Genomic DNA, 26844 nt, shown 5'->3' on the forward strand with positions numbered 1-26844 from the left:
GACCTGACGCCGGCCCGGCGCCGGCGCTCTGCGCCGGATGCGCGGGCGCTCGGGGCCGGTTCGGATGTCGGCTCCGTCCGGCCTGGTGAGCGGGCCCGCGCCCACGGCCGCCGCAGCCGGGCGGGTCCGGGGCGGACGGGTCAGGGGCCGGGCGGGTCCGGAGTCGGTCGGCTCAGGGCCGGTCGGCCTGGTCGAAACTCCGGGAGCCGGCCGGTAGGGCTCTGGCCACGGCTTCCGGCGTCGCGATGCCGGGGAGCATCTGCTGCCACCAACGGGCCAGGCGCTGGTGGAGGTCGCGGTGCCCGCACGTGACGTAGGAGAGGATCTGGATGCCGGTGAAGGAGCCCACCACGCTGGCCGCCACGTCCTCGGGGACCATCTCTTCCCGGAGTTCCGAGGCGCCTTGGGCGCGTGCCAGATCAAGAGTGAAGGCGCGCAGCCACCAGTTGTACATGCCGGAGTCGTCCGGCTGGAACAGCCTCTGTTCCACGGTGAGCCGTATGCTCGCGCGGAACAGCACGTCGGTGCGCAGTCGGTGGGCCAGCTCGTGCGTGAAGTCGATGACCTGCTGCATGGGTGACGCGGACGGGTCGCGTACCTCGGTCGGGATCTCGGTCTGAGCGGTCATCACCCCCTTCGCGATCTCCTCCTTCGACTTGAAGTGGAAGTACATGGCTCCTTTCGTGATGCCGCTGCGCTCCTGGATCTCGTTGATGCTGGCGGCCGCGTAGCCGCGCTCGTCGAAGACCTCCGCGGCTCCCACCAGCAGTCTGCGCCGCGTTTCGATCGCCCGTTCCTGTCGCGTCATCGTGTTACGTCCCTGCTTCCTGGAGATGTCGGTTCTGTGATGAGGCTGATTTCTCGCTTCAAAAACAAACCGTACGTTAAGTATTCTCGGTCGCGCCCGGCGGCCATCGAGTGCCGCCCGGGGTGCAACGCAGACAGGAGTCGTGACATGTCGGTTTCTCTCACCTCTACACACGTCCTCCCCGCTGAGCCCATGAGTCCTCTCCTCTTCGAGCGAACAGCGTCACGCGATCTGGTTCACCGCCGGGCCATAGGCGAAGTGCTGCTGACCGACCACTGGATACGTCTGGGGGCGCACCGCTTCAAGGTCGGCGCCCAGTGGTCGCGCGGGCACGGCTTCTACAGTCCGGTCAATGATCGTTGGCATGACCCCCTGCTCGCCGCCGAAAGCATCCGGCAGGCGTCCTCCCTGGTCAGTCATGTCTTCTACGACCTACCCCGGGACTACCCGACCCTGATGACGGAGTTGAGCACCGATCTCGACCCGGATGCTCTCCTCCTCGACGACCGTCCGGTCGATGTGGAACTTGCCATCGAGTGCAGGGACGTGAGGCTGCACGCGAACCGGCTCGCGGGGATGACGATGGACGTGTTACTCAGCCGCGGCGCGACGGAGATGGGGCACGCCCGGATGGTGTTCAGCTGCATGCCCCGTTCCGTCTACCGCAGGCTGCGGGGCGCGTACGCCGAGATGCTCGTGCCCATGCCCGCCCAGCCGGACCCTCTGCCACCGGGCGAGGTGGGGAGGGTCGTCGAAGCCGACGTGGTACTCGGCCGGCCGTTGGAGGGCGGGGGGACGGGGGGACGGTCCGAGAAGGTCTGGCCGTTGCGCGTCAACTGGGCGCACCCGACACTCTTCGACCACCCGACGGACCACGTGCCGGGCATGCTCCTGCTGGAAGGGGCGAGGCAGGCGGCTCAGAGTCTCGCCGGTCCGGGCAGGGTTCTGGCGGCGTCGATGTCCAACCGCTTTCACCGGTACGTGGAGTTCGACGCCCCGTGCCTTCTCCGTGCCTGGTTGCCGGGTCCGCCGGGAGGCTCCGGCCCGCACGAGGTGCGGGTAGCGGCCGAGCAGAACGGCACGGTCGTCTACGAGTGCCGTCTGACGGTCCACGACGCGTCGGCGTCCTCGGGCGGATCGCGGTGAACCGCCCGCACGTCCTGGTCACCGGCGGGTCCGGATTCATCGGCGGCACGGTGGTTCCCCTGTTGAGTTCCGCGGGTGTGCGTGTGCGTGTGCTGGTCCACGAGCGGTCCGTCGAGGCGGGGCGGTACGCCGAGGCCGTCGAGGGCGACCTCACGGATCCCGAGTCCCTGCGCGGCATCTGCCGGGGCGTGGACGGTGTGCTACATCTGGCCTCGTACGTCGGCAAGGACGAGGCGCGGTGCGTCGCCGTGAACGTCGACGGCACGCGCGGCCTCGTGCGGGAGGCGAGGCGCGCCGGTGTGGACCGGTTCGTTCAGCTGGGCACCGCGGCCGTGTACGGCAACGGCCCGTTCCGCGACCTGGCCGAAGGAGCGGTGGAGCCACGTCCGGTCTCGCCGACCAGTCGCAGCCGCCTCTCCGGCGAACGCTTCGCCCTGGAAGCGGGCGGTGCCGTCCTGCGCCCGTACCTCGTCTACGGCACCGGCGACCGGTGGGTGATGCCCGCCCTGCTGCGCATGTTGCGGGCCCTGCCTTCGGGGCTGCCCGAACGCGGGGCCGCTCTGCTCTCGCTCACCGAGGTCGGCAGCCTCGCCGGGTCCCTCGCCGACATGGCCGTGGCCGGCGGGGCGCGGCGGGCGGGCGGCGTCTTCCACGCCTGTCCGTCCCGGCCCGTCAGTCTGCGGGAGCTGGTCGCGGCGGCCCACCGTCACATCGGCTTCCCGCTCGTGAGTGGTGACCAGTCCTTCGAGCAGGCCCGGCAGGCCCTGGTCGCCGCCGGATGCGACAGCCACATCCTGGATCTGCTCGGTGTCGACCACTGGCTGGACGCGTCGCGGCTCGGCGCCGTGGGGGGCCGCACGCCCGAGGTCGGGCTCTCGGAGGGTCTGGCCACGCACGCCGCCTGGTACCGCGAACAGTTGCTCTGATCCCGTGTCACCTCCCGCGCGACCGCCGCGCGGGAGGTGACGCAGAACACATGCGCGCACCTCTTTCCGGAAAACAAACCGGACGTTAGGCTTTTCAAAACAAACCGATCGTCCGGCTTGGTAATTCGGCTGTGTCCCGTCACCTCCCCGAGGGAGAGCTCCGTGTCCACACCGATCGTGATCGTGAGTGATGTGCTTCCGGACGACACCGTCGTCCCGCTCAAAGCCGCGTGCGAGGTCCGCCAGGTCGACGGCCGCGACCGCGCCGCCCTGTTCGCGGCCCTGGCCGACGCGGACGCCCTGATCGTGCGCAGCGGTACGAAGGTCGACGCCGAAGCGCTCGGCCACGCGCCCCGGTTGCGTGTCGTCGCGCGAGCGGGCGTCGGCCTGGACAACGTCGACACCGCCACCGCTGCGGCTCGTGGCGTCACCGTGGTGAACGCCCCCGACTCCAATACCGTGAGCGTGGCCGAGCTCACCGTCGGGCTCATGCTCGCCCTGGTGCGCCACGTCAAAGCCGCGGCGCGCTCGCTGGAGGCGGGAGAGTGGCGCCGGTCCGACTTCACGGGCGTGGAACTCGCGGGCCGCACCGTGGGCATCGTGGGGAACGGCCGAGTCGGCAGGCAGGTCGCACGACGGCTGGCGGCCTTCGACATGCAGATCCTCGTGCACGACCCGTACACCGTCCCCGCCGACAGCGGCGTCCGGTCCGTCGAACTCGACGAGCTGCTCGCCACCAGCGACATCGTCACCCTGCATCTGCCGAGGACGCCGGAGACCACGGGCCTCATCGGGGCTCGGGAACTCTCCCTGATGCGGCCCACCGCGTACCTCGTCAACGCCGCACGGGGCGGCATCGTCGACGAGGCCGCCCTGGAGCGGGCGTTGAGGGAAGGACGCCTGGCCGGCGCCGCACTCGACGTCTTCACCACCGAGCCTCCCGGCCCGGCGCCGCTGCTGAGTCTGCCGAACGTTCTCGGGGTCCCCCACCTGGGGGCCGGCACGAGCGGCGCCCAGCTCAGGGCAGGACAGGACGTCGTCCGTCAGGTCCTCGCGGAGCTGGCTCCGCTGCTCGCCCCCACACCCGCCGCTGTCTGAGACCGCGCCCGCACGCCGGAGACCATCATGCCTGCACCTCCCTCAGCCGAGACAGTGCGCTCGCTGATCCCCAGAGCCCGCGACGACCTCGCGGAACTGGTCGCGCTGCGCACCGTCGTGGGGGTCTCGCCCCCGGACCAGTTCCACCGCGCGGCCCGCCGGATCGCCGATCTGCTCGCGGACGCCGGCTTTCCCGAAACCCGTCTGCTCCTCACCGACGACGGCCCCGAGACGGTCTACGCCCGCCGTCCCGGGTCGCCCGGCGCGCCCTCGGTGGTGCTTTACGCCCACTACGACGTCGTCTCCGCCCAGGACGAAACCTCGTGGCTTACACCCCCGTTCGAGCTGACCGACCGTGACGGACGCTGGTACGGCCGCGGCAGCGCGGACTGCAAGGGCAACGTCGTCATGCATCTCACGGCGCTGCGAGCCCTCCAGGAGGACCGGCCCGGCGAGTCCGTCCCGGACCTCGACCTCGTGGTCCTCGTGGACGGCTGCGAGGAACCCGGTGACGGAGGCTTGGAGAAGGTGCTGCGCGCCCACCCCGGTCTGGTCGTCGATCCCGACGTGATCGTCGTCGCCGACACCGGGAACGTCGCCCCCGGTGTCCCGACCCTCACCACCTCGCTGCGGGGCATGGCCGTCGTGGAGATCACTCTCTCCACACTGTCCAAGACGCTGCACTCGGGCCAGTTCGGCGGGCCCGTGCCCGACGCGATGACCGCCCTCATCCGCCTCCTGGACACGCTGCACGACAGCGGGGGCGCGACCGGGGTGCCCGGCCTGGCTCCCGGGCCGGCGTCCGGCGCCCACGACGGCAGGGACCGCGCGGAGCACGCGGAGCACGCGGAGGGAGACTTCCGCGCCGACGCGGGCCTTCTGGACGGCGTCGAGCTCATCGGCGCGGGCAGCGTCGCCGACCGGCTGTGGAACCTCCCGGCCGTCACCGTCCTCGCCGTGCAGTCCCCGCCCCTCGGCAGCGCCGTGCCCGCGCTGCTGCCGTCGGTCAAGGCGCTGATCAGCGTGCGCACGCCGCCCGGCGCGGACGTGTCCGACGCTCACGAGGCGCTGGCCGGGCATCTGCGGGACCGGGTTCCCTGGGGCGCGCACCTGGAAATCCGGCGTGTCACCAGCGGTCCGTCCTTCCTCGCCGATACCGGCGGGGACGCCCATGGCGTGATGCGTGACGCCCTGCGGGATGCCTTCGGTGTCCCCGTCCGCGAAGTGGGGGCCGGGGGCTCGATCGCCGTCTGCTCCGCCTTGCGGACGCTCTACCCGGACGCGGAGATCCTTCTGTGCGGTGTCGAGGATCCCCCGTCCAACATCCACGGCACCGACGAGAGCGTGAGCCCCCGCGAGATCGCCTCGCTGGCCCACGCCGAAGCGCTCTTCCTCAGCCGTCTGGCCGCTCTCCGGGCGAACCCGCGGAGTGCGGACGGCGACGGAGTCCCCCGCAAAGTCCCCCGCACCACGCCGACCGGCCCGCAGGAGGACCGATGATCTACCAGCGCGCCTGCGACATCGTCACCGACGAGGTCTTCCTCGAAGTCGACGACGTCGTGCCGGACAGCCGTCTCTTCCTGAAGCTGGAAGGGATGAACCCGGCCGGTTCGGTCAAGCTCAAGTCCGCGCTCGGCATGGTCGACGACGCCGAACGCAAGGGTGTGCTCTGGCCCGGGGGCCGGATCGTCGAGTCCTCCTCCGGCAGTCTCGGCATAGCTCTCTCCGTGATCGCCGCCTCCCGCGGATACGACTTCACCTGTGTGACCGACCCGAACGTCTCGCCGCAGAGCCTCGCTCTCATCCGTGCCCTCGGGGCCGACGTCGTCCAAGTGACCCGGCGGGACCACAACGGCGGTTACCTGGGCACCAGGATCGCCCGCATCCACGAGATGACCGAGGCCGACCCGGGGCTGGTATGGCTCAACCAGTACGCCAACCCCGCCAACGCGCAGGCCCACGCGCGGCGTACCGCCACCTCGATCCTGAAGAACATCGGCCACGTCGACGTCCTGCTGGTGGGTGCGGGCACCACCGGCACCCTCATGGGCTGCACGCGGCACTTCCGGACGTACTCACCGTGGACGAAGATCGTCGCGGTGGACACCGTCGGATCGGTGACCTTCGGCGGTCCGCCCGGCCCCCGTCACATTCCCGGCCTCGGCACGAGCCGCCGCCCGGAACTGTGCCGGCCCGACCAGGTCGACGAGGTCGTCCTGGTGGACGAGAGCGACGCCGTCCGCATGTGCCGCCGCCTGGCCCGTGAACGAGGGCTGCCGCTCGGGGGCTCCACGGGATCCGTCCTCGCCGCTCTGGAGTCGATCACCGACCGGATTCCCGCGGGCTCGCGTGTCGTGGCCCTGTCCCCGGACATGGGAGACCGCTACGTCAGGACGATCTATGACGACGAGTGGGTGGCCGACACCTTCGGAACGGATGTTCTCGACCATTCCGGCAGACGTCCCGTCGCCGTGTGACCCACCGGCGGCCTGACCGCCGGCCCCGAGAACGACGCACGACGTACCCATGCAGACAAGAGACGAGACGAGGAAATCCCGCATGTTCGACTTCCATGTGGTGGGCGGCGCGGTGCTGCGCGCCCTCATCGACGACTCCCGCCCCGACATCGTCGACACGGTGCGCTCCGCCTACCTCACCCACTACGACGGCGACTCCGTCAACCCCAACAGCTACTTCCTCCGCTTTCCGGACAAGCCGGACGCCCGCATCATCGCCCTCCCCGCCCACCTCGGAGGCGAGTGGGGCGTCTCCGGAATCAAGTGGATCGCCAGTTACCCCCGCAACATCGAGCGCAACATCCCGCGCGCCTCGGCCACACTGCTCCTCAACGACTACGAGACGGGCTACCCCTTCGCCTGCCTGGAGGCGTCCCAGATCAGCTCCGCCCGCACAGCCGCGTCCGCCGTCCTGGGGGCCCAGGAGCTGGCGGGCGGACCGACCGCCAACCGGATATGCCTGGTGGGCGCCGGGGTCATCGCGCGCAACATCGTCGAGTTCTTCGCCGCGCAGTCGTGGTCGGTGGACAGCTTCGTCGTCCACGACCGGGACGCCTCCTACGCCTCCGCCCTCACCCGCCGCATCGGCGAACTCGGCTACCGGGCCGAGCAGGAGAGCTCCTACGAGCGGGCCGCGGCCGACGCCGACATCGTGGTCTTCGCCACCACGGCGCCCGAGCCCTGGGTCACCCGGGCGGACTCCTTCGCCCCGGGCCAGACCGTCCTCAACGTCTCGCTGCGGGATCTCGGGCCGGAGGTCGTGGCCGGAGCGCAGAACATCCTCGACGACGTCGACCACTGCCTGACCGCCAACACCTCGCCCCACCTGGCCGAACAGCAGCTGGGAAACCGCGACTTCATCGACGGCACCCTCGCGCAGGTGCTGCGCGGCGAGATCACTCCGGCGACGGACCGGCCGCGCGTCTTCTCGCCCTTCGGGCTCGGTGTCCTCGACCTCGCGGTGGGACAGCGCCTCTACCAGCAGGCGGTGGACAAGGGCCTCGCGGTGTCGGTGCCCGACTTCTTCGGCGAGACGCAGCGCTGGAACTGAGACTCCGCACCGCTCTCCTCGCCCGCCAGTAGAAGGAGCCCCCGTCATGCCTCTCAGCACCGCCACCGCCTGGCCCCACGCCCCCGCGCGAGAAGTGGAGCTGGCCGCTCTCGCGGCCGGCCACGCCCAGCGCTTCCCCTGGTACCGCGAACTGCTCCTGCGCCGCGGCGTACTGGGATCCGGTGACCTGTCCGGACTCCCGGTCGTCGGCGCCGGCCTCCTCAGCACGCACTACTACACCGCGGACCACCCGCAACTGCCGGACGCGTCGGCGTACCACACCTCGGGAACCTCCGGCGGACAGCGCAAGCGAATCCTCTACTCCCCCGCCGACGACGACGCCTACGTGGCCCATCGCCGCGCGCTCTTCGGGGAGTTCACCCGGTCCTTACCGCCCGGCTCCGTCGCCGTGGCCGATCTCGGCACCGGCCACGCCGCGGCCTCCGCTCGCCGCGTCTTCCTCGAACTCGGCTTCCGTGCCTACGACATCGACTTCACGCGGCCCGTGGACGAGCACGTCGAGAATCTCAACACCTGGCGCCCCGACGTCCTCTTCACGATGCCGATGATCCTCGACAAACTGCTGCAGGCCAGTCCCGGCCTGGACATCCGCCCGCAGAAGATCATGGTCGTCGGCGATGTCGCGCCGCCGGCCTGGCGCGACCACATCGCCGACCGGTTCGGGCTGCGCCCCGAGGACGTACTGGACGTGTTCGGTTCCATCGAGGTCGGGGCCATCGCCCACTCGTGCGCCGAGACCGGGTTGTACCACTTCCACGACCACATCGTCCCCGAGGTCGTACCTCCCGAGGAACTGGTCCACCTCACCGAGGACGACCGGATCCCGTCCCGCCAGGAAGGAAGCGGGGCCCTTCTGCTGACGTCCCTCGCGCGCGCCTACTTCCCCGCGGTCCGCTACGTGACCGGCGACGCCGTCAGCGGTCTGCACCGCATCCGCCACAACGGGCGCGAGGTGTTCGCGTTCGAGCGCGTCGACGGGCGCCTCGCCGGGGACTTCAAGCACGGCGAGCGGATCAGCAACCACGACCTCGCCCGGATCATGGCCGAGAACTTTCCCGGCCGCCCCTTCGAGGCGTCCGACGAAGACGGTCTGGTCATCAGCGTCGTGGCGGACCGGGTAGGCGACGACCAGATCGCCGAGGTCCGGGCAGCCGTCGGCCGACTGGCCCCCGACGTCGCGCAGATGATCGCATCCGGCCTCGTGGGGCCGGTCCGTGTGAAGGCCGTGCCGCTGGACGGACTCCGATCCGGCCATGCCAAGCGCCGTCTCGACCTGAAGGAGGGCTGAGCGGTGTGCGGAATCGCCGGAACGGTATCCCTCGGACATACTCCCGTCCACGCTCCCTACCCGCTCGCCGCCTGCGCGGCCATGGCACACCGGGGCCCCGACGAGACGGGCGCCTTCGCCACGGCCGACGCCGCCCTGGCGATGTGCAGGCTCAAGGTCATAGGTCTGCACGACGGGTCCCAGCCCGTCCACAGCGACGACGGCACCGTCGTCTGCGTCCTCAACGGCGAGATCTACAACCACAAGGAACTGCGCGACTTCCTGGCCTCCCGGGGACGTCCGGTGCGCGGGGGCAGCGACGCGCAGGTACTGCCGCACCTGTATCAGGAACTGGGTGAGAGTTTCGTCGAGCGGCTCCACGGCATGTTCGCCGTCGCCGTCCACGACACCCGTCACCAGCGCCTCGTCCTGGCCACCGACCGGGTCGGCAAGAAGCCACTGTTCTACACCAGGCCGACCGGCGACTCGGTGGCGTTCGCCTCGGAGCTGCCCGCCCTGATGCTGCACCCCGGCATCGGCCGGGACATCGATCCCGTCGCCATCGACCAGTACCTCAGCTACCGGGTCGTTCCCGCGCCGCACACCATCTACCGGCAGGTCCGCAGGCTGGAGCCGGCGACGACGCTGGTGTTCGAGACGGGTCGTCCCGAACGGAGGCGCAAATACTGGCAGTTCGACTTCACCGCCGACCTGGCCGACACGCCGCAGGAAGAGATCGACGACCGGATCGACACACTGCTCCAGCAGGCCGTGGGTGACCGGCTGGAGTCGGAGGTGCCACTCGGCGCGATGCTCAGCGGCGGCCTCGACTCCAGCCTGGTGGTCGCCATGGCGACCCGGCAGCTGGGCCGGCCCCTCCACACCTTCTCCGTCGGCTTCGAGCACGCCGCGTTCGACGAGTCGGTGCACGCCCGCGCCGTGGCCGATCACTGCGGTACCCACCACCACGTGTACCGGATAGGCGCCCAGGACGCGAGGGAGGCCGTCGACACCATCCTCACCCACATGGGCGAGCCCTACGCGTTCCCGTCCGCCATCGCGGCATCCTGCATGTACAAGCTGGCCGGACAGCACGTCACCGTGGTGCTGACCGGCGACGGAGCCGACGAGATCTTCTGCGGATACGGTCGCTACCAGCGCCTGCGCGACCTGCCCGGAGACGGTGATCTCGCCGACCGCTACGAGCGCGTCCTCGTGGACGGTGTACCCCACGTGCTCAAGGACGCGCTGTACTCGGCCGACTTCGCCGAGCGAATCCCGGGTCACCCGCACAACTACCTCAGGGCCCGCTTCGGCCGCACCGATCCCTCGGTGCCGGACCTGGACCGCGCCATGCAGGTCGACAGCGGATTCTGGCTGCCGGACGCGCAGTTGGTGAAGATCGACCGCATGTCCATGGCCCACTCCGTCGAACCCCGCAGCCCGCTGCTCGACCACCGGCTCATCGACTACGTCACCCGCATCCCCGCCGGCCGCAAGCTCGTCGGGGGGCAGGAGAAGGCCCCGCTCAAGCGGGTGGCCGCCCGCTACCTGCCGCGGCAGGTCCTGGAGCGCCGCAAGCAGGAACTCGCCGTGCCCCTGGAGAGCTGGCTCGGCACGGAACTGCGCTCCACCATCACCGACACCCTGCTGTCCGACGCCTCGCTGGAACGCGGCTACTTCCGCCCGGACGTCCTGCGCTCGACGGTCCGCGAGTTCCGGCCGGCGCACAGCTACGCGCTGTGGACGCTCTACATGCTGGAGCGCTGGCACCAGCTCCAGGAGGGCAGCGCCGCCAACGAGGCGCCCGCAGTCGCCCACGCCTGATACCGCACCGCGACGGATCATCCGCCCGACCCTTCCCACACGCCTACGAAGGTGACATCCATGCCCTCTTCCACGACGCTCCTCGGCGCACCGTCCATGCCCGCCGAAGGAGTCCGGCTCAAGCCCACGTTCGACGCTCACCGACTGCTGCGCGAACTCACTTCCGTCCGCGAGCACTCCTGGGACCAGCAGCGCGTCTACACCGAGGACGGTGTCGGCGCAGCCACCGAGGTCGACTGGCGTTGCCTCGCCCTGCGCAGTCCCGGTGGCGCCGGCGACCGCACGGACCCGGGCGGTCCGGGACCGCTGGGCTTCGCGGACACCGTGTGGCTCGACCGCATCCCCTACGTCCGCGAGGTGCTGGAGTCGATCCCGGCTCCGCTGCACGCCGTCCGGTTCATGGCGCTCGGCCCCGACACCGTCGGTATGGACCACACCGACCCCAAGTACGGGCCGCGCTGGGGTGTCGGGCGGCTGCACGTGCCGGTCGTCACCAACCCCGACGCCGTGCTCGTCCTCGACGGTGTCGAACACCGCTGGCAGCCGGGGGATTTCTGGTTCGGCGACTTCAGCCGCACCCACCGCGTGCAGAACAGCGGCAGTGAGCACCGCGTGCACCTGGTCATCGACGTCCTGGTCACCCCCGGTCTGGCGTCCCTCTTTCCGGAGACCTGGCAGGAGTACTTCAGCGAGGGCGAGGTCCTGTTCAACCGGCAGGAGAGCCCACAGACCGCCGACGAACTCCGTCGGCTGGGCACCACCCGCTTCTCCCTCCCCGCCACGTTCCACCTGTGGGAGGACTTCACCCCGCTCTCGGCCGACCAGCCCCAGGAGACCGCGACGCTGGCCGAGGACGGCGACCGGATGACGCTCCGGCTGTCCGGTGACCGTGTCTTCGCGCTGGTGCACCTCGGCGACAACGAGTACCGCCTCGCCGGCTGGAGCGAGGAGCGCACGCTCCAGGTCTTCCCCGAAGGCCCGGACCCCAGGGTCGTGCTGCGGACCCGCGAGGGCGACCAGGTCCACGAACTGACCGTGCCCGCCGAGCACCTCGCCGCCTGACCCACCACCGTGCGGGGCGCAGCCACGGCTGCGCCCCGCCCCGACCGAGGGAAGCCATGACCGCCTACCGCGACAGCGGCGCGCCATTCGCGGCGACCGCCACCGACCGTCCCAGGCCCGCCGTCATCGTCGTCACCGACCTGGTCGTGCTCGCCAAGCATCTGCGCCTGCTGGACGTGGCCGAAGAGCGCGGCGTGACACCGCTGTTCGTCTTCGGGCCCGAAACCCCCGCCGAGGAGCTGGCCCGGCATCGCGGCGATCCGGAGCACCCGCTCTCCCGTCTTCTCGACGAGGACGTCCGGCATGTCGCGGACACCTCGCTGGAGACCCTGTTGCGCGGGGTCGCGCCCTGGCTGCGCGACCGGACCGTGCGTGCGGTCCTGAACGTCGGCGAGGTGTTCGTGGAGGCGGCAGGAGCCATCGCCCAGACGCTGGGGCTGCCCGGTCCCGGTACGCACGCGGCGCTGGTGTGCCGCAACAAGGTGCTTCAGCGCTTGGCCGCCCCCGCTCTCGCGCCCCGCTGGACCCTGCTCCAGCGGGGCCGGGCGAGGCCGGCGGACGGCTGGGGCGTGTTCCCCGCCGTCCTCAAACCGGCTTCAAGGATGTCCAGTTCGGGTGTTCGAGCGGTCGACGGGCCGGGCGACGTCACTCCGCTCCTGCCCGACTACGGCTCCGACGAGCTGCTCCTGCTGGAGGAACGGGTCGTCGGCCGCGAGTACTCCGTCGAGACGCTGGTCCGGGACGGCGAGGTGCTCTGGGCCGGCATCACCGCGAAGGACACCAACGAGTCCGGCACGTCCTTCTTCACCGAGACCGGTCACACGTCGCCCGCGCCCGGTCTCACGCCGGCCCAGGAGGAGCTCCTGCTCCGGGCCAACACCGAGTTCCTGCGGGCCGTCCGGTTCGGCACCGGCATGTGCCACGCCGAGTTCAGGCTGACGGCGCAGGAGCGGGTGATCCTGATGGAGGCTGCGGCCCGGCCGCCCGGCGACGCCATCACCAGGCTGTGGCGCCTGGCCACGGGCATGGACCTGGACGCCGCCCTGCTGGACCTCGCGCTCGGCGTCAAGCCCGCCACCGCGCCGCCGGGCCGCCGCGCCAGGCAGGTCTACCTCGACCATCCCCGGGGGTTGCTCGCCGACGTGACGGCGAAGGACGTGCCCGTCCACTGGGTCGGTGAGGAGGGGCGGTGGCCGGATCTGCCCCCGCTCCCGGGCGACGCACCGGCCCGAAGTCACGCCGTTCTGGTGAGCCGGCGCCGCGGCGACCTGCTCGGTGACCAGTCCGACTCCCAGGGCCGGTCGGTGTCCGTCGTCCTGGACGGCCCTCTCGACGCGGATCTCGACGGGGCCGTGGCCGAGGCGACCGCGATCACGGCGATCCACACGCTGGAGCCGTCGCCCGCCGAGACCGAAGGGGCGGTGCGGTGACCGCCCGCCCCGCCGCCACCCCCGGCACGAGCACCGGGGCCGCGGCGCGCGACGAGGCGAACGCGCGGGCCGTGGCCTGCCTCACCGGATCGCGTCCCGTCCTGGAGACCGTCGCCCCCGCCGGTGAGGTCGTCCCCGGCATGACCCCCCGGACGGTCCTCGTCTCCGGTCCTCCCATGCCGTGGGCGGAGTACGGGGGCGGGCAGCGCCGGGCCGTCGTCGGCGCCGTCCTCTACGAGGGTCTCGCCCGGAGCGGTGCCGAGGCCGAGGCGCTGCTCGCGGACGGCACGATCGAGGTGCGAGCCTCCCACGACCACGCCACGGTCGGCTCGCTCACCGGCGTGTGCACCGCCTCGATGCCTGTGGTCGTCGTCCGTGACGAGGCTTCCGGACGGCGGGCGTTCTGCCGGATGAACGAGGGCGCCGACCGCGCCTCGCTCACCTTCGGAGTCTGGGACGAAGGGGTCGGCGCCCGGCTGCGACACGTCTCCGAGGTCGTCTCGCCCGCGCTCGCCGAGGTGCTGGAGCACGTGGGCGGGCTGCCGCTCGCCCCGCTCGTCCGCCGGGCCCTGGCCATGGGCGACGATCTGCACAGCCGTCACAAGGCATCCGGCGCCCTGCTGCGGACCGTCGTGCTGGACGCCCTGCTCGACCTGTCCGCGAGCGGGGTCGCGCCGCGGCACCGGGCGCTGGCCGGCTATCTGCGCTCGGCCGAGTACCTGTTCCTGCACCTCGTGATGGCGGCGGCCAAGGCCGCGACCGACAGCGCCTCCGGCATCGCCGGCAGCACGATGGTCACGGCGATGAACCTCAACGGGAAGCAGTTCGGGTTACGGGTCTCCGGCCTCGGCGACCGCTGGTTCACCGCACCGCTCCCGCCGGTGTCCACCCTGCGCGGCCGCCTCTACGACGGCTGGACCACGGACGACCTGGAGTACGTGGGCGGTGAGAGTCTGATCACGGAGACGATCGGCCTCGGCGGCATGGCCGCCGCGGCGGCCATGCCCTTGCAGGACCACTCCGCCGGCACGCCGGCCGACATGATCCGGCTCACCGAACGCATGTATCGCATCACCCTGCGGGAGCACCCCGAGTACCGCATCCCGGCGCTCGCCTACCGCGGCGCACCGTGCGGCATCGACGTGACGCGCGTCGCGGAGACCGGAATCGTCCCCGCGATCCACCTCGGCGCGACGCTCCGCGACGGCGGGCACGCCGGCGCCGTCCTGTTCCTTCCTCCCCTCGAACCCTTCCGACGGGCCGCGGAATCGCTGTCCGCCGCCTCGCGCGGTCAGCACGACCGCACCAGCCCGACCCGGAGAAACCTGTGACGCCCTCGCTGCCCTCTCGCCCGGACACGGACGAGGCCCCCCTGACCCTTTCGGACGGCCCGGGCCGTCCGGCCAAGCCCCCGGCTCCCCTCGGTCCCGTCCGCAGCTGGCTCGCCGTGGTCGCCGTGGGCATGGGCGTCTTCGCCTTCACCACCACCGAGATGGTCCCGATCGGACTGCTTCCCGCCATGAGCCGGGACCTCGGCGTCTCGGAGGGCTCCGTCGGCCTGTCGGTGACCCTGTACGGCGCCATCGCGGGCCTCTTCGCACCGGTGCTGACCGCGGCGACCCGCAGGCTCGACCGCCGAGTGCTGCTCCTGCTGGTTCTCGGCATCTTCATCGCGGGCAACGCCTTCACCGCGCTGTCGTCCTCGTACGCGGTCCTCATGGTCTCGCGGTTGCTGACGGGCTTCGCGCACGGGGTGATGTGGTCGATCGCCGCGAGCATCGCCATCCGTCTGGTGCCGAAGGGCCAGGCCGTCAGGGCCACCGCGGTCGTCTTCAGCGGCATCTCCATCGCGTCCGTCGTCGGCGTCCCCCTCGGTACTCTCATCGGCCAGTCAGACTGGCGTACCGCGTTCTGGGTGATCTCGGGGACAGGCATCCTGATCCTGATCGCGGCGGTGCTGCTCGTGCCACGTCTCGAACCGCGCACCGTGGTGCGCCTGGCCGAACTGCCCCGGCTGTTGCGGGACGGCAATCTCCGGATCGCCACCCTCGTCACCGCGGCCATGGTGATCGGTCACTTCGCCGCCTACACCTACGTCGCGCCCTTCCTCGAACAGGACGCGGGCATCCCGGCCCACTGGGTCAGCGCCCTGCTGCTCCTGTACGGCGTGGCCGGCGTCGTCGGCAACTTCGGGGGCGGCGCGGCTGCCGCTCGCGCACTGCGCACCACCACGCTCACCTGCATCCTGCTGCTCGCCGCGACCGTCGTCCTGCTGGTGGTCAACGGCGAGTGGCACCCCGGTACGGTCGCCCTTCTGCTCGTGTGGGGCATCGCCTACACCGCGCTGCCGGTCTGCCTGCAAACTCTCGTCTTCGCCAGCGCCCCGCAGGCCCCCGAAGCCGCGACCTCGCTGTACATCTGTGCCTTCAACATCTCCATCGCGCTCGGCGCGCTGGTCGGCGGGTGGTCCGTCGACGCGTCCGGCCCGTCCTCGGTGATGTTCATCGGTGCCGGATTCAGCCTGGCCGCAGCCCTCCTGATGACCCGCTACCGCGTCGTCCGCCCCGACTAAAGCGTGTTGCGAAAGTGGCGCCGTCCGCCCGGAGGGCGGGTCCGGCGGCGTCCGGTGCGTGCGATCCCGACAACGGGCGAGCGTGCGTGCCGGGCGTCGCCGGACGGGCGGGACTTTCGCAACACGGCCCAGTGCCGAACACCCCTTCCCGGAGGCATTCATGACCGCACCCCTCGTCGGACCACCGGTCGACCTGCGCTCCGACACCGTCACCCGGCCGGACGCGCGCATGCGCGAGGCCATGGCCCGCGCCGAGGTGGGCGACGACGTCCTCGACGGAGACCCCACCATGCGGGCGCTGGAGGCGAAGGTCTCCGCGCTCCTCGGCACCGAGGACGCGCTGTGGGTGCCCAGCGGGTCGATGGGCAACCTGATCGCTCTGTGCGTGCACCTCGAACGGGGAGACCGGTTTCTCGCCCCGGACCGCGCCCACATTCTCGATCTCGAAGCCGGTACGGCCGCCTGGCTGGCCGGAGGCATGCCCCGTGCCCTGCCCTGGACGGCCGGCCCCGGAGTGCCGGACCCGTCCGACGTCAGCCGGGCCGTCGCTCCCGGTGGACCGTATTTCGCCCTGCGGGACCGGCTGTTGTGCCTGGAGAACACTCATGGCGCGGCCGGCGGCACCGTCACCGCTCCGCAGCAGCACCGCCGCCTGGTCGCCGTCGCCCACGACTCCGGGCTGCTGGTCCATCTCGACGGCGCCCGCCTGTGGAACGCCGCCTCCGCACTCGGCGTCGCACCGGCGGTGCTGGCCGAGGGCGCCGACACCGTCCAGGTCTGCCTGAGCAAGGGGCTCGGCGCGCCCGTGGGTTCGGTGCTGGCGGGGAGCGTGGAGTTCGTGCGGCAGGCCCGTAGGGTCCGCAAGATGCTCGGAGGCGGTGTCCGGCAGGGCGGAGTCCTGGCGGCGGCCGGGCTGGTGGCCCTGGAGCGCCTGGACCGGCTGGCCGTCGACCACGAACACGCCCGGCTTCTCGCGGCCGGCCTCGCCGACCGGGGGTGGAAGGCCGCGGCCCCGCAGACCAACATCGTCCTGGTGCCCGTCGACGACCCGGCCGGCACCGTGGCCCGGCTCGGACGGAGCGGCATCCGCACCCTGCCGACGGACACCGGCATCCGCATGATGACGCACTGTGACGTCTCACGCCACGACATCCTGCGGACGATCGACGCCTTCCCTCCGCCCGCCTGAGCGGAGTGCCGGGGGCGGGCGCCGCGATACCCCGGAGAGCCGCAACCCGGCATCCGACCGGCACCGGCACCCGGACAGCCTGCCGACACCCCCGAACGGTGTCCGACCTCGATCGGCCGGGCACCACCGAGCCGCCCGCCGATCCCTCCACCGGAGCGCCCATGCCGTTGTCGCGTGCACCACGCAACTGGATTCCCGAAACCGGCCCGGAGCCACGGCCCCGGCCACCGGGTGAACCGGAGCGCGCGTCCGGTGCCACGGGGTCCGCCGCCCTGCCGCTGGCCGGGGCCGTCGCCGGAGGCGCCGCGCTCGCCCTGGAGTCCGTGGTCAACGGCAGGCTCGGGGAACACGCCGGATCCGTGGCCGCGGCGACCTGGTCCAACATGCTCAGTCTGTCCGTCGTGGCCGTCGCCGCGATATTCCTGACGGCCCTGCGGCCGGCGTTCGCCGCCCTGCGCGCCGCGTTGCGGTCCGGCGCCTTGCGCCCCTGGCACTGCCTCGGCGGCGTCGCCGGCGGCAGCATGATCCTGACCCAGGCGCTGACCGCGGCGAAGCTCGGCCCGGCCTCGTACACGCTCGCACTCGTCTCCGGCCAGACGCTCTGCGGGGTGCTCGTCGACCATCTCGGACTGGGCCCGGGTGCCCCGCACCCGGCGACCCGGCGCCGACTGGTCGGCGGACTGCTCTCCATCTGCGCGGTGGCCCTTCCGGTGCTGGCCGCACCGGACGCCGGACGCACGCTGGCGCTCGCCGCCCTGCCCTTCCTCGCCGGCTGCGCCCTGTCCTGGCAGATGGCGGTGAACGGCCGGGTGGACGAGGCTGCCGGACGTCACCCGTACCCCGCGGTCCTCCTCAGCTTCGCCACGGGGAGCGCGCTGATGCTCGCGGCCGTCGCGGCAATGGCGGTGCTCGACCGGCTGCCCTCACCCCGCTCGGGCCCGTCGTGGCACTACACGGGCGGCCTGCTCGGCTGTGTGGTGGTGCTGTCCGCCGTCCTGACCGTGCGCCGCATCGGCGTACTGGCCGCGGGGCTCGGCATGGTCGGCGGACAGGTACTCGGGTCGCTCGTCCTGGGGCCCCTGATGGGGCAACCGCCGTCGCACCTCTGGGCGGTCGTGCTCGGAGCGGTGCTGCTGATCGGCGCGGCCGTGCTGGCGGCTCCGTCCGCCCCCGGCCCTCTTCCGCCACCCCTCACGATTCATCCGCCCGACGGGCTCGACAGAGGAGAAACGTGACCCCTGGTGGTACGACAGCAACGCGCCATCCGTTCACGCGAAGCCATCCTGCGCGCCGCGGCAAGGGTCGTGGACCGGCACGGTCTGACCGCAGCGACCATCTCCAGGGTGAGCGTCGAGGCGGGCCTCTCCAAGGGTGCGATCTACTTCCACTTCGCCGACAAGAACGCACTGGCCTCCGCCTTGGAGCACGAGGCGGCACGGGCGTTGGACGCGATGGTGGCCGCCCTGGTGCGCCGGGCGGCGCCCGCTCTGACGACGATGGTCGAGACGACGCGCGAACTCGCCCGCGCGCTGACCGATGACGTGGTCGTGCGGGCCGGGTTCCAGGTCAGTTGCGACCGCGCCGAGGGGGGAGAGCCGGTCCTGCGCGGCCGGCTCTCCTGCCTGCTGGCGAGGCTGCTGGAGGACGCCCGGCGCGACGGAAGCCTCGCGCCGGGCGCAGCCGTCGACGATATCGTCGTCTGTCTCGTCACGATCACGGTGGGAATCCAGGTGCTGGCCCGCCGACGCGGCGCCCCCCAGGGAGGCGCCCAGGCTCTGGAACGCTTCTGGCACGGCGCCCTGCCCGAACTGGCCCCCGGCCCGCCACCGGCGTACCGGAGGAGACGGGACGGGCAGGGAGAGCGGCGGGAAGGCGGATCGGCTCCCTGTGGCCGCACCGACAGCCCTTGAGAGGTGTCCCGCACTTCGTGGGTGCGCACCCGCCAGGTAGTACGGGGCGTCCCTCAGCCCGGACAGGGTTCCGTGCCGCGGTGGCGGACCGCCCGGGCGAGCGCCTCCACCACGTGGCCGGCCAGCCCCACCGGGTCGTGCGCGTGGGCGAGATGCCCCTGCCCCGGCATGACGGTGACGCGGGCGCGCGGCAGGGCCGACGCGATGCGTGCGAACGCGTCGCCGTAAGGGGCGGTGCCCTCGTTCTCAGCTCCGAGCAGCAGGGTGACGGGCACTTCGAGGGCGTCGAACTCCCCGAGGCCGGCGGGGTGTTCGTTGAGAGCGGTCAGCTCGTGGAAGAGAGGCGCCGCCAGTGGCCTGAGGACTTCCCAGGTGTCGCTCTCGCGCAGCCGCGCCACGTACTGCTCGGAGAAACCCGACATGTCCCGGTTCACGATCTCCACGGCACGGTCCAGGTCGCCGTCGTCGGCGGCCTCCCGCAGTGCGTCGAGCACGTGGTTGCCGAAGGGGCGCACGACCGGTTCGTAGAGAGTCAGCGAGTGGACGTGCCGGGTGTGCCGAGCGGCGGTCTCCAGCGCCACCAGTCCGCCGAAGCTCCAGCCGAACAGGTCCACCCCCTGCCGCGCGTCCTCCTCCGCCGTGATCACGTCCAGCACGTGGCCGAGGTCGTCGATCTCGGTGCGGAACGAGTAGCCCGGACCGAGCGCGCCGCTCGGCCTTCTCCCCCGCCGGTTGAGCACGTAGACCGGTCCGGCCACGTCCAGCGCGTCCACGACCGGCTGCCACGAGGCGGCGTCGGCCATGACGCCGGGCACGATCAGAAGCGGCCGGCCCAGACCGGCTCGCCGGGTGAGGGCGAGCGTGACGCCCTCGCGTTCCACGTGCTTCAGCACGACGTGATGCCTCCTGAGGTGATCCCCGTGCCTGCGGGAAGGCACGTACGGGAGGCACAACGACCGCTCGTACGAGGAGAAACGGGCGGTACCGCGTCGGACTGCCGCCGGGTGGGTCAGGTGTTCTGGCGCAGCGGGGCGGTGCGCGGGTTCTGCGGGGGGACGGCGGGGTGGGGGGTGAGGCCGAAGGTGGTGAAGGCGGTGCGGTCGGGAAGGGGGTAGGGGGTGGTGCCGGTGAGGTGGTTGAGGATGGTGGCGCTGCGGTGGGCGGCGAGGCCGAGGTCGGGGGCGCCGACGCCGTGGGTGTGGCGTTCGGCGTTCTGGACGTAGATGTTGCCGGTGACGGCGGGGTCGAGTTCCAGGCGGTGGTGGAGGTCGACGCGGGGGCGGCCGGCGGTGTCGCGGCGGATGTGGGGGGCGAGGGCGGTGAGCAGGGTGTCGAGGGGGCGTTCGCGGTAGCCGGTGGCGAGGACGACGGCGTCGGTGGTGTGGCGGGTACGGGTGCCCTGCTCGATGTGTTCGAGGTGGAGTTCGAGGCGGTTTCCGGCGAGGCGGCCGGCGGTGCGTACCCGGACGCCGGGGGTGAGGGTGGCGTCGGGCCAGCCGCCGTGGAGGGTGCGCCGGTAGAGCTCGTCGTGGATGGCGGCGATGGTGTCGGTGTCGATGCCCTTGTGGAGCTGCCATTGCCGGGTGACGAGGTGGTCGCGGGTCTCTTCGGGGAGGCCGTGGAAGTAGCGGGTGTAGTCGGGGGTGAAGTGTTCGAGGCCGAGTTTGGAGTATTCCATCGGCGCGAACGCGGGGGTCCGGGCGAGCCAGTGGATCTTTTCGTGGCCGTGGGGGCGGGCGCGGAGCAGGTCGAGGAAGATCTCGGCGCCTGATTGTCCTGAGCCGATGACGGTGATGTGTCCGGCGGTGAGGAGCTTCTCGCGGTGGTCGAGGTAGGTGCCGGAGTGGATGACGGGGAGGTCCTCGGCTGCGGCGAGGGGGCGGAGCGGGGCGGGTACGTGGGGTTCGGTGCCGATACCGAGGGCGATGTGGCGGGTGTGGGCGCGGCCGAGGGCTTCGGCTTCGCCGTCGGGGTCGAGCTGGGTGAAGTCGACCTCGAAGAGGGCGCGTTCGGTGTTCCAGCGGACGGCGTCGACCTGGTGGCCGAAGTGGAGTCCGGGCAGTTGCTGGGTGACCCAGCGGCAGTAGGCGTCGTATTCGGCGCGTTGGATGTGGAAGCGCTCGGCGAAGTAGAAGGGGTAGAGGCGGCCCAGGGTGCGGAGGTAGTTGAGGAAGGTCCAGGGGCTGGTCGGGTCGGCGAGGGTGACGAGGTCGGCGATGAAGGGGACTTGGAGGGTGGCGCCGTCGATGAGGAGGCCGGGGTGCCAGTGGAACGCGGGGCGCTGTTCGTAGAAGGCGGTGGTCAGCGGGGCGTGCGGGGAGTGGGGTTGGCGGAGGTGGTGGGCGAGGGCGGCGAGGGAGAGGTTGAAGGGGCCGATGCCGACGCCGATGAGGTCGTGGGGCTGGTCGGCGGTGGGGGTGGTGCGGTCGGTCATCGGTGGGTGGAGCCTTCCGTGAGTTCGGGGGCGGGGCGGGTGACGGGGGCGGGGCGGGTGATGCGGGCCGGGCGGGTGACGTGGGCGAGTCGGGTGACGTGGGCGAGGAGGCCGGTGAGGTCGCCGGAGGTGGTGCGGGGGTTGAGGAGGGTGGCCTTGAGCCAGAGGCGGCCGTCCGCGTGGGCGCGGCCGAGGACGGCTTCGCCGCGGTCCAGGAGGGTGCGGCGGAGGGTGGCGACGGTGCGGTCGTCGGCGTCGGTGGGGCGGAAGAGGACGGTGCTGATGGTGGGGGGCGCGTGGAGTTCGAGGCCCGGGGTGCGGGTGACGAGGCCGGCGAGGTGGTGGGCGGCGGCGATGGTGCGGTCGACGAGGTCGGCGAGTCCGTCGCGGCCGAGGGCTTGGAGGGTGACGGCGATTTTGAGGGCGTCGGGCCGGCGGGTGGTGCGCAGGGAGCGGCCGAGGGTGTCGGGGATGCCGGCTTCGGTGTCGTCGTCGGCGTTGAGGTAGGGGGCGAGGTGGTGGAGCGGCTCGAGGTGGTGGCGGCCGGGGACGGCGAGGATGCCGGCGGGGGCGGGCTGCCAGCCGAGTTTGTGCAGGTCCAGGGTGACGCTGTGGGCGCGGTGGATGCCGTGGATCTTGGTGCGGTGGGTGGGGCTGAAGAGGAGGGTTCCGCCGTAGGCGGCGTCGATGTGGAGTTCGGCGCCGTAGGTGTCGCAGAGGTCGGCGATGTCGGTGAGGGGGTCGATGGCTCCGGTGTCGGTGGTGCCCGCGGTGGCGGTGACGAGGTGGGGGCCGGGGGTGGTGGTGAGGGCGTGATGGAGGGCGGTGAGGTCCATGACGCCGGTGGGGGCGGGGACGACGTGGGGGGCGGGGAGGCCGAGGAGCCAGGCGGCGCGGGTGACGCTGTGGTGGGCGTTGGCGCCGTGGATGGTCCGTACGGGGCCGTGGCGTTCGCGGGCGAGGAGGAGGGCGAGTTGGTTGGCTTCGGTGCCGCCGGTGGTGATGACGGCGTCGGGGCGGGGGTGGTGGGGGTAGATCTCGCGGGCGAGGGTGGCGGTGAGTTCGGTTTCGAGGGTGGTGGCGGCGGGTGCCTGGTCCCAGGAGTCCATGGAGGGGTTGAGGGCCGAGGCGGCGAGGTCGGCGGCTGCGGCGAGAGCGAGGGGCGGGGTGTGGAGGTGGGCGGCGCAGTGGGGGTGTGCGGGGTCGGCGGCGCCTTCGGCGAGGGCGGTGACGAGGGTGGTCAGGGCGTGGTGGGCGCCGGCGCCCTCGTCGGGGAGCAGGGAGCCGATGGCGTGCCGGGTGCGGGCGGTGGTGGCGGTGGGACCGCCGGCGGGGAGGGGGCCGGCGCGGCGGGTGGCGCCTTCGCGGAGGGCTGCGAGGACGGTGTCGAGCAGGGGGCGGAGGTGGTCGGGGCCCGCGGTGCCGCCGGCGAGGGGTGGGGTGGTGGACATGGGTGTGGGCTGCCCTTTCGGTGGTGGTGGGTGGTGGACGTGCGGGCGCTTCGTCGTTCGGGACGCCCCCTCGGGCCGCCCGGTCCAACGATGCCGACCCTAAAGGGGTATGGGAGTGTGTCGCGGCGCACGCGTACGTATTACCCAAGCCTGTACGGGAGTTCGAGTCAGGTCGGCGCGCAGGTACGGGGCAGCAGGCGTTCGCACGGCACGCGTCTCCATGTTCGACCACGCTTGTTCTCAGGCCGGTTGAGCCCGTACACGCGACCGCGCCCGGCACTCTCAAGATATAGCGCACCGGGGGGCTTGCGGCAAGGCCCCCGGTGTACCGCAGAATCGCCACTTCCGCCGCACGGGGCGCACGTCGTCGCGTCGCGGTCCGTCGGTGGTCCGGCCGGGTCACCGGCGCGGCTTTCTTCGCTGAGTGGGGTGTTCATGACGGATGGGTTCACGAAGGACGTGAGCGGTGCGGACGTGATCGGGGTGGGCGTGATTGGCGCGGACGAGTTCGGCGCGGACGAGTTCGAGGCGGACGTCATCGTGGTCGGCGGCGGGCCGACCGGGCTGATGCTGGCCGCCGAGTTGCGGTTGCACGGCGTCGGGGTGGTGGTGCTGGAGAAGGAGACCCAGCCCACCCGGCAGTCCCGCTCGCAGGGCCTGCACGCGCGCAGCATCGAGGTGATGGACCAGCGCGGGCTGCTGGAACGGTTCCTCCGGCTCGGCAAGCAGGTCACCTCGGGCGGGTTCTTCGCCGGGCTCGGCAAGGTCTGGCCCGAGCACCTGGACACCGCGCACTCGTACGTACTCGCCATCCCGCAGGCCACCACCGAACGCCTGCTGGCCGAGCACGCCGTCGAGTTGGGCGCCGACGTCCGGCGGGGCCACGAGGTGGTCGGGCTGAGCCAGGACGACCGGGGGGTGACGGCGGAACTCGCGGACGGGGCCAGGTTGCGCTCACGTTGGCTCGTCGGCTGCGACGGTGGCCGCAGCGTGGTGCGCAGGCTGCTGGGCGTGGGCTTCCCCGGCGAGCCCGCCCGGGTCGAAACGCTGCTGGGCGAACTGGAGTTGGAGGCAACGGCGGAGGAGGTGGGCCGGGTGGTCGCCGAAGTCCGCAAGACACAGCTCCGGTTCGGGCTGATGCCACTGGGCGACGGGGTGTTCCGAGCCATCGTGCCCGCCGAGGGCGTGGCCGAGGACCGTTCGTCGGGCCCGACCCTGGAGGAGTTCCGGCGGCGGCTGCGCCATTTCGCGGGCACCGACTTCGGTGCGCACTCGCCGCGTTGGCTCTCCCGCTTCGGCGACGCGACCCGCCTGGCCGAGCGCTACCGGACGGGCCGGGTGCTGCTCGCCGGGGACGCCGCGCACATCCACCCGCCGACCGGCGGGCAGGGACTCAACCTCGGTATCCAGGATGCCTTCAACCTCGGCTGGAAGCTGGCCGCCGAGGTCAACGGCTACGCGCCGGAGGGACTGTTGGACAGTTATCACTCCGAACGCCACCCGGTCGCCGCCGAGGTGCTCGACAACACCCGGGCGCAGATGGTGCTGCTGTCGACCGAGCCCGGCCCTGTGGCGGTGCGCCGGCTCCTCTCGGAGCTGATGGACGTCGAGGAGGTGAACCACCGCCTCATCGAGAAGATCACCGCGATCGGAGTCCGTTACGACGTCGGTGAGGGCCATCCCGAGGGCCACCCCCTCCTCGGCAAGCGACTGCGGGACGTGGGCCTGAAGCAGGGGCGGCTGTACGGCCTGATGCACGCCGGGCGCGGCCTGCTGCTCGACCGGACCGGCCGGCTCTCCGTGGACGGCTGGGCGGACCGTGTCGACCATGTGGTCGACGGCAGCGAGGAACTGGACGTGCCCGCCGTGCTGGTACGCCCGGACGGGCACGTGGCCTGGGTCGGCGACGACCAGCGGGAGCTGTCCGAGCGGCTGGCCCGGTGGTTCGGTACCGCCACCGGGTGAGAGCGGCGCTCTGGTGCCGGCTGACGCTCAGCCGGTGATCGCCTGGTTGGCCGCCATGATGTCCTCGGTGGTACGCCAGAGGCGGGGCAGGAACCGGGTGGCCCCGGCGGCCCGGCGGACCAGGTCGGTGCCGGAGTCGATCCCGAGGTCGGCGACGGCCGCCCGGAACGCCGGGAGGTGGCGGGCGGCCAGTTCGGGCGCGTCGGCGGTCAGGACGGTGTGGCAGCGGGCGAAGGTCGCGATGATCCAGAACACCGCCTCCCGGTGGTCGCCCGCGTCGATGAGGGACTGGCTCCCGTCGATGGCGATCGGCCGGGCCTCGGGCGTGAGGTCACTGCTGAAGAAGTACGGGGTCCGGCCCACCCGTGCGGCGGCGTCGAAGGTCTCCGCCAGCGCGTCCAGGTGGTGTTGTACGCGTTCGGCGGGCAGGTCCGCGCAGCCGAGGAGCCCGAGGAGTTCGGGGTAGAGGCCGAGGTGGCCGTAATCGGCGAGAACCGCGCGGGCGGCCGGGTAGCGCAGCCGGATGGTGGGGTTGCGCAGTGCGGCGACGAGCAGCAGGTGGCAGGTCACGCCGGTGGGGAACAGCCACCCGAGCACCTGCTCGTGGAACGGCGCCGAGACGTCGATCGCGGCGAGCCGGGTCTCCACTCGCAGGCGGGCGTCCTCGCACCGGCGGCGCACCCAGGGCGCGGCGGCGTACCGGGGTGCGACCTCCGCCCGGAGCGAGCCCAGCCGGCCGGTGGGATCGTCGATGAGAGTGTCGGTACGGAAGCAGCCGGCCAGGTGGTACGAGCCGAGGACGGCTTCTGCGGAAGCCAGTTCGGCCCAGGGGACGTAACTGACCTCCAACAGGGCTCCCTGATGGCGGAGTTTGCCCGATCCGGTGGCGTGGACGTCCGTGGTGGTGGCGATGTGGACGTCCACGTCGGAGGTGGGGGACAGCTCGGCGTCGTCCGGCAACCCCACGGTGGAGCCGCTGAAATAGGCTCCGCGGTAACCCGGTTGGGACCGGGCGAACCTGTGGACCCAGTCGCTGGCGGCGGAGCGCGCCTGTCCGAGTTTCATGGTCCGGCCTCCTGAAGCGTGCGTGCCGGGCGTCGCCGGTCAGGCGGGACTTTCGCACACGCCCTGGTGCGCGCGACGAGGCCGTCAGTATTCCAGCCGGCCGTCAGGCCGTGCGGACGGCCATCAGCAGCCCGGTCGACCACGCCAGGCGGACGCGGCGGAAGTCCTCGCGCCGGTCCAGCTCGGCCAGCAGGCGGTGGACGGACGCCTCGTGGTCCTGTGGCCGGCCGGGTTGGGGGAGCAGGTCGTCGATCAGGTAGATCCCGCCGGGTGCCACCAGCTCCAAGGCTCGATCGAGGTGGGTGAACTTCCCCGGCCAGGTGTCCGCGAAGACGAGGTCGAAAGGCCCGCCGTCGTACTCCTCCAGCCATGCGCCGCCGTCCCCGGACACGAAGCTCACCCTCGGGTCCGTGCCCAGCAGTTGACGGACGACTTCCTGTACGGCGGGGTCGAGCTCGACGGTGATCAGTCGGGCGTCACGGTCCATGCCGCTGAGCAGCCAGGCGGTGCCCTCCCCGAACCCGGTGCCGAGTTCGAGTATGCGGCCGCCCGGACGGGATGCGGCGAGGGCCGCCAGGAGGCTTCCGGTGCGGTCCTCGCTGGACATGATGAAACCCGCCGCGCGTGCTGCCGCACGCAATGCGGCCAGGAGGGGCGGGAGTCGGTTCGGCGAGTCGTCCATCCGAAGATGATGCGGGGGCGGGACCGGGCGGGCAAGGCGATTCCACGGGAACCCGCACCATCGTTCTGCACCCGGAACTGGCCTTTTCTGTTGCGAGGAGCGGCAGTTGAGTCCGAGGAGCGCGCCGATCGGCTCGTGGCCGACGCGTCGAGTGCGGCGGCTGCACGGCTGCCGTCCCGCCCGACTGCCGGCAGTCGGTTCGACGCGTGTCGATCGCGGGGGCCCGCCGATCGGCTCGTAGCAAATGCCGAGGCCCGGCGGACTACGCGGTCCTGAACGCGAGATACCGGCCGAAGCCTCGTGGCTGTCGGGAGTGAAGCGCCACTCCAGCAAGGCCGACCGGAGCTCCGGCTCGGTCAGCAGGCCGTACCAGGCGACTTCATCAGGCAGTGCGAGGTTCTGGCTGAGGGGCGGCCCGCTCAGG

At 71.8% G+C, this 26844-nt stretch carries 22 protein-coding genes; 16 read left to right on the forward strand and 6 right to left on the reverse strand.

The window, feature by feature from the left end; translation table 11 throughout:
• Window positions 1-172: 172 nt before the first annotated feature.
• Window positions 173-808, reverse strand: coding sequence for a ScbR family autoregulator-binding transcription factor (locus tag ACWD3D_RS06950; RefSeq protein ID WP_451459874.1), 636 nt, complete (start codon window positions 806-808; stop codon window positions 173-175).
• Between the two features lie 192 nt (window positions 809-1000).
• Between ACWD3D_RS06950 and ACWD3D_RS06955 the strand changes: the two genes are divergently transcribed.
• The 15 genes from ACWD3D_RS06955 to ACWD3D_RS07025 all read left to right on the forward strand — a co-directional run bounded on the left by ACWD3D_RS06955 (window position 1001) and on the right by ACWD3D_RS07025 (window position 18823).
• The gene (locus tag ACWD3D_RS06955; protein WP_451459875.1) at window positions 1001-1954 is read left to right on the forward strand and encodes a ScbA/BarX family gamma-butyrolactone biosynthesis protein; all 954 of its coding nucleotides are present in this window, start codon (window positions 1001-1003) and stop codon (window positions 1952-1954) included.
• Window positions 1951-2880 (forward strand): NAD-dependent epimerase/dehydratase family protein, encoded by a 930-nt coding sequence (locus ACWD3D_RS06960; RefSeq protein ID WP_451459876.1) that lies wholly within the window; start codon window positions 1951-1953, stop codon window positions 2878-2880. The genes ACWD3D_RS06955 and ACWD3D_RS06960 overlap by 4 nt, the downstream gene beginning before the upstream one ends.
• A 162-nt stretch (window positions 2881-3042) precedes the next feature.
• Complete coding sequence (locus tag ACWD3D_RS06965) at window positions 3043-3978, forward strand: hydroxyacid dehydrogenase (RefSeq protein WP_451459877.1); 936 nt, start codon at window positions 3043-3045, stop codon at window positions 3976-3978.
• Window positions 3979-4005: 27 nt separating this feature from the next.
• Window positions 4006-5478, forward strand: a complete 1473-nt coding sequence (locus ACWD3D_RS06970) for a M20/M25/M40 family metallo-hydrolase (RefSeq protein ID WP_451459878.1) — start codon at window positions 4006-4008, stop codon at window positions 5476-5478.
• The gene (sbnA, locus tag ACWD3D_RS06975) at window positions 5475-6455 is read left to right on the forward strand and encodes a 2,3-diaminopropionate biosynthesis protein SbnA (protein WP_451459879.1); all 981 of its coding nucleotides are present in this window, start codon (window positions 5475-5477) and stop codon (window positions 6453-6455) included. Before ACWD3D_RS06970 ends, sbnA begins: the two co-directional genes overlap by 4 nt.
• 82 nt (window positions 6456-6537) lie before the next feature.
• A complete protein-coding gene (gene sbnB / locus ACWD3D_RS06980; protein WP_451459880.1) occupies window positions 6538-7545 on the forward strand; it encodes a 2,3-diaminopropionate biosynthesis protein SbnB in 1008 nt (335 codons plus the stop codon).
• Window positions 7546-7591: 46 nt separating this feature from the next.
• A complete protein-coding gene (locus tag ACWD3D_RS06985) occupies window positions 7592-8854 on the forward strand; it encodes a hypothetical protein (RefSeq protein ID WP_451459881.1) in 1263 nt (420 codons plus the stop codon).
• Window positions 8855-8857: 3 nt separating this feature from the next.
• Window positions 8858-10660: an asparagine synthase (glutamine-hydrolyzing) gene (gene asnB, locus ACWD3D_RS06990; RefSeq protein ID WP_451459882.1), complete on the forward strand. Its 1803-nt coding sequence runs from the start codon at window positions 8858-8860 to the stop codon at window positions 10658-10660.
• Window positions 10661-10720: 60 nt separating this feature from the next.
• Window positions 10721-11722 (forward strand): aspartyl/asparaginyl beta-hydroxylase domain-containing protein, encoded by a 1002-nt coding sequence (locus tag ACWD3D_RS06995; protein WP_451459883.1) that lies wholly within the window; start codon window positions 10721-10723, stop codon window positions 11720-11722.
• A 56-nt stretch (window positions 11723-11778) separates the two neighbouring features.
• Window positions 11779-13152, forward strand: coding sequence for an ATP-grasp domain-containing protein (locus tag ACWD3D_RS07000; RefSeq protein WP_451459884.1), 1374 nt, complete (start codon window positions 11779-11781; stop codon window positions 13150-13152).
• Window positions 13149-14483, forward strand: a complete 1335-nt coding sequence (locus tag ACWD3D_RS07005; protein WP_451459885.1) for a DUF1116 domain-containing protein — start codon at window positions 13149-13151, stop codon at window positions 14481-14483. Before ACWD3D_RS07000 ends, ACWD3D_RS07005 begins: the two co-directional genes overlap by 4 nt.
• Window positions 14480-15724, forward strand: coding sequence for an MFS transporter (locus ACWD3D_RS07010; RefSeq protein ID WP_451459886.1), 1245 nt, complete (start codon window positions 14480-14482; stop codon window positions 15722-15724). The genes ACWD3D_RS07005 and ACWD3D_RS07010 overlap by 4 nt, the downstream gene beginning before the upstream one ends.
• 160 nt (window positions 15725-15884) lie before the next feature.
• A complete protein-coding gene (locus ACWD3D_RS07015; protein ID WP_451459887.1) occupies window positions 15885-16913 on the forward strand; it encodes a GntG family PLP-dependent aldolase in 1029 nt (342 codons plus the stop codon).
• 98 nt (window positions 16914-17011) lie between these two features.
• Window positions 17012-18148, forward strand: a complete 1137-nt coding sequence (locus tag ACWD3D_RS07020; RefSeq protein WP_451459888.1) for a DMT family transporter — start codon at window positions 17012-17014, stop codon at window positions 18146-18148.
• A 6-nt stretch (window positions 18149-18154) separates the two neighbouring features.
• Window positions 18155-18823 carry a ScbR family autoregulator-binding transcription factor gene (locus tag ACWD3D_RS07025; RefSeq protein WP_451459889.1) on the forward strand — a complete coding sequence of 223 codons (669 nt, stop codon included), beginning with the start codon at window positions 18155-18157 and terminating at the stop codon, window positions 18821-18823.
• Window positions 18824-18876: 53 nt separating this feature from the next.
• Here ACWD3D_RS07025 and ACWD3D_RS07030 read toward each other — a convergent pair whose 3' ends face one another.
• The 3 genes from ACWD3D_RS07030 to ACWD3D_RS07040 all read right to left on the reverse strand — a co-directional run bounded on the left by ACWD3D_RS07030 (window position 18877) and on the right by ACWD3D_RS07040 (window position 22708).
• Window positions 18877-19716: an alpha/beta fold hydrolase gene (locus ACWD3D_RS07030; RefSeq protein ID WP_451459890.1), complete on the reverse strand. Its 840-nt coding sequence runs from the start codon at window positions 19714-19716 to the stop codon at window positions 18877-18879.
• Between the two features lie 116 nt (window positions 19717-19832).
• Window positions 19833-21257, reverse strand: a complete 1425-nt coding sequence (locus ACWD3D_RS07035; protein ID WP_451459891.1) for a lysine N(6)-hydroxylase/L-ornithine N(5)-oxygenase family protein — start codon at window positions 21255-21257, stop codon at window positions 19833-19835.
• The gene (locus ACWD3D_RS07040; RefSeq protein WP_451459892.1) at window positions 21254-22708 is read right to left on the reverse strand and encodes a pyridoxal phosphate-dependent decarboxylase family protein; all 1455 of its coding nucleotides are present in this window, start codon (window positions 22706-22708) and stop codon (window positions 21254-21256) included. The genes ACWD3D_RS07035 and ACWD3D_RS07040 overlap by 4 nt, the downstream gene beginning before the upstream one ends.
• A gap of 435 nt (window positions 22709-23143) precedes the next feature.
• On the opposite strand from ACWD3D_RS07040, the gene rox reads away from it, so the two are divergent.
• A complete protein-coding gene (gene rox, locus ACWD3D_RS07045) occupies window positions 23144-24673 on the forward strand; it encodes a rifampin monooxygenase (protein WP_451459893.1) in 1530 nt (509 codons plus the stop codon).
• Between the two features lie 27 nt (window positions 24674-24700).
• On the opposite strand, the gene ACWD3D_RS07050 is transcribed toward rox, so the two are convergent.
• A complete protein-coding gene (locus tag ACWD3D_RS07050) occupies window positions 24701-25738 on the reverse strand; it encodes a hypothetical protein (RefSeq protein WP_451459894.1) in 1038 nt (345 codons plus the stop codon).
• 103 nt (window positions 25739-25841) lie between these two features.
• A complete protein-coding gene (locus ACWD3D_RS07055; RefSeq protein WP_451459895.1) occupies window positions 25842-26420 on the reverse strand; it encodes an O-methyltransferase in 579 nt (192 codons plus the stop codon).
• Between the last annotated feature and the right edge of the window lie 424 nt (window positions 26421-26844).

The sequence above is a fragment of the Streptomyces sp. NPDC002690 genome (assembly GCF_053592415.1).

What these genes read in the sequence shown, in the direction of transcription:
- ACWD3D_RS06950 (WP_451459874.1), bottom strand. Translation starts at nt 808, where the DNA reads ATGACGCGACAGGAACGGGCGATCGAAACGCGGCGCAGACTGCTGGTG.
- ACWD3D_RS06955 (WP_451459875.1), top strand. Translation starts at nt 1,001, where the DNA reads ATGAGTCCTCTCCTCTTCGAGCGAACAGCGTCACGCGATCTGGTTCAC.
- ACWD3D_RS06970 (WP_451459878.1), top strand. Translation starts at nt 4,006, where the DNA reads ATGCCTGCACCTCCCTCAGCCGAGACAGTGCGCTCGCTGATCCCCAGA.
- sbnA (WP_451459879.1), top strand. Translation starts at nt 5,475, where the DNA reads ATGATCTACCAGCGCGCCTGCGACATCGTCACCGACGAGGTCTTCCTC.
- sbnB (WP_451459880.1), top strand. Translation starts at nt 6,538, where the DNA reads ATGTTCGACTTCCATGTGGTGGGCGGCGCGGTGCTGCGCGCCCTCATC.
- ACWD3D_RS06985 (WP_451459881.1), top strand. Translation starts at nt 7,592, where the DNA reads ATGCCTCTCAGCACCGCCACCGCCTGGCCCCACGCCCCCGCGCGAGAA.
- ACWD3D_RS06995 (WP_451459883.1), top strand. Translation starts at nt 10,721, where the DNA reads ATGCCCTCTTCCACGACGCTCCTCGGCGCACCGTCCATGCCCGCCGAA.
- ACWD3D_RS07000 (WP_451459884.1), top strand. Translation starts at nt 11,779, where the DNA reads ATGACCGCCTACCGCGACAGCGGCGCGCCATTCGCGGCGACCGCCACC.
- ACWD3D_RS07015 (WP_451459887.1), top strand. Translation starts at nt 15,885, where the DNA reads ATGACCGCACCCCTCGTCGGACCACCGGTCGACCTGCGCTCCGACACC.
- ACWD3D_RS07035 (WP_451459891.1), bottom strand. Translation starts at nt 21,257, where the DNA reads ATGACCGACCGCACCACCCCCACCGCCGACCAGCCCCACGACCTCATC.
- ACWD3D_RS07040 (WP_451459892.1), bottom strand. Translation starts at nt 22,708, where the DNA reads ATGTCCACCACCCCACCCCTCGCCGGCGGCACCGCGGGCCCCGACCAC.
- rox (WP_451459893.1), top strand. Translation starts at nt 23,144, where the DNA reads ATGACGGATGGGTTCACGAAGGACGTGAGCGGTGCGGACGTGATCGGG.
- ACWD3D_RS07050 (WP_451459894.1), bottom strand. Translation starts at nt 25,738, where the DNA reads ATGAAACTCGGACAGGCGCGCTCCGCCGCCAGCGACTGGGTCCACAGG.
- ACWD3D_RS07055 (WP_451459895.1), bottom strand. Translation starts at nt 26,420, where the DNA reads ATGGACGACTCGCCGAACCGACTCCCGCCCCTCCTGGCCGCATTGCGT.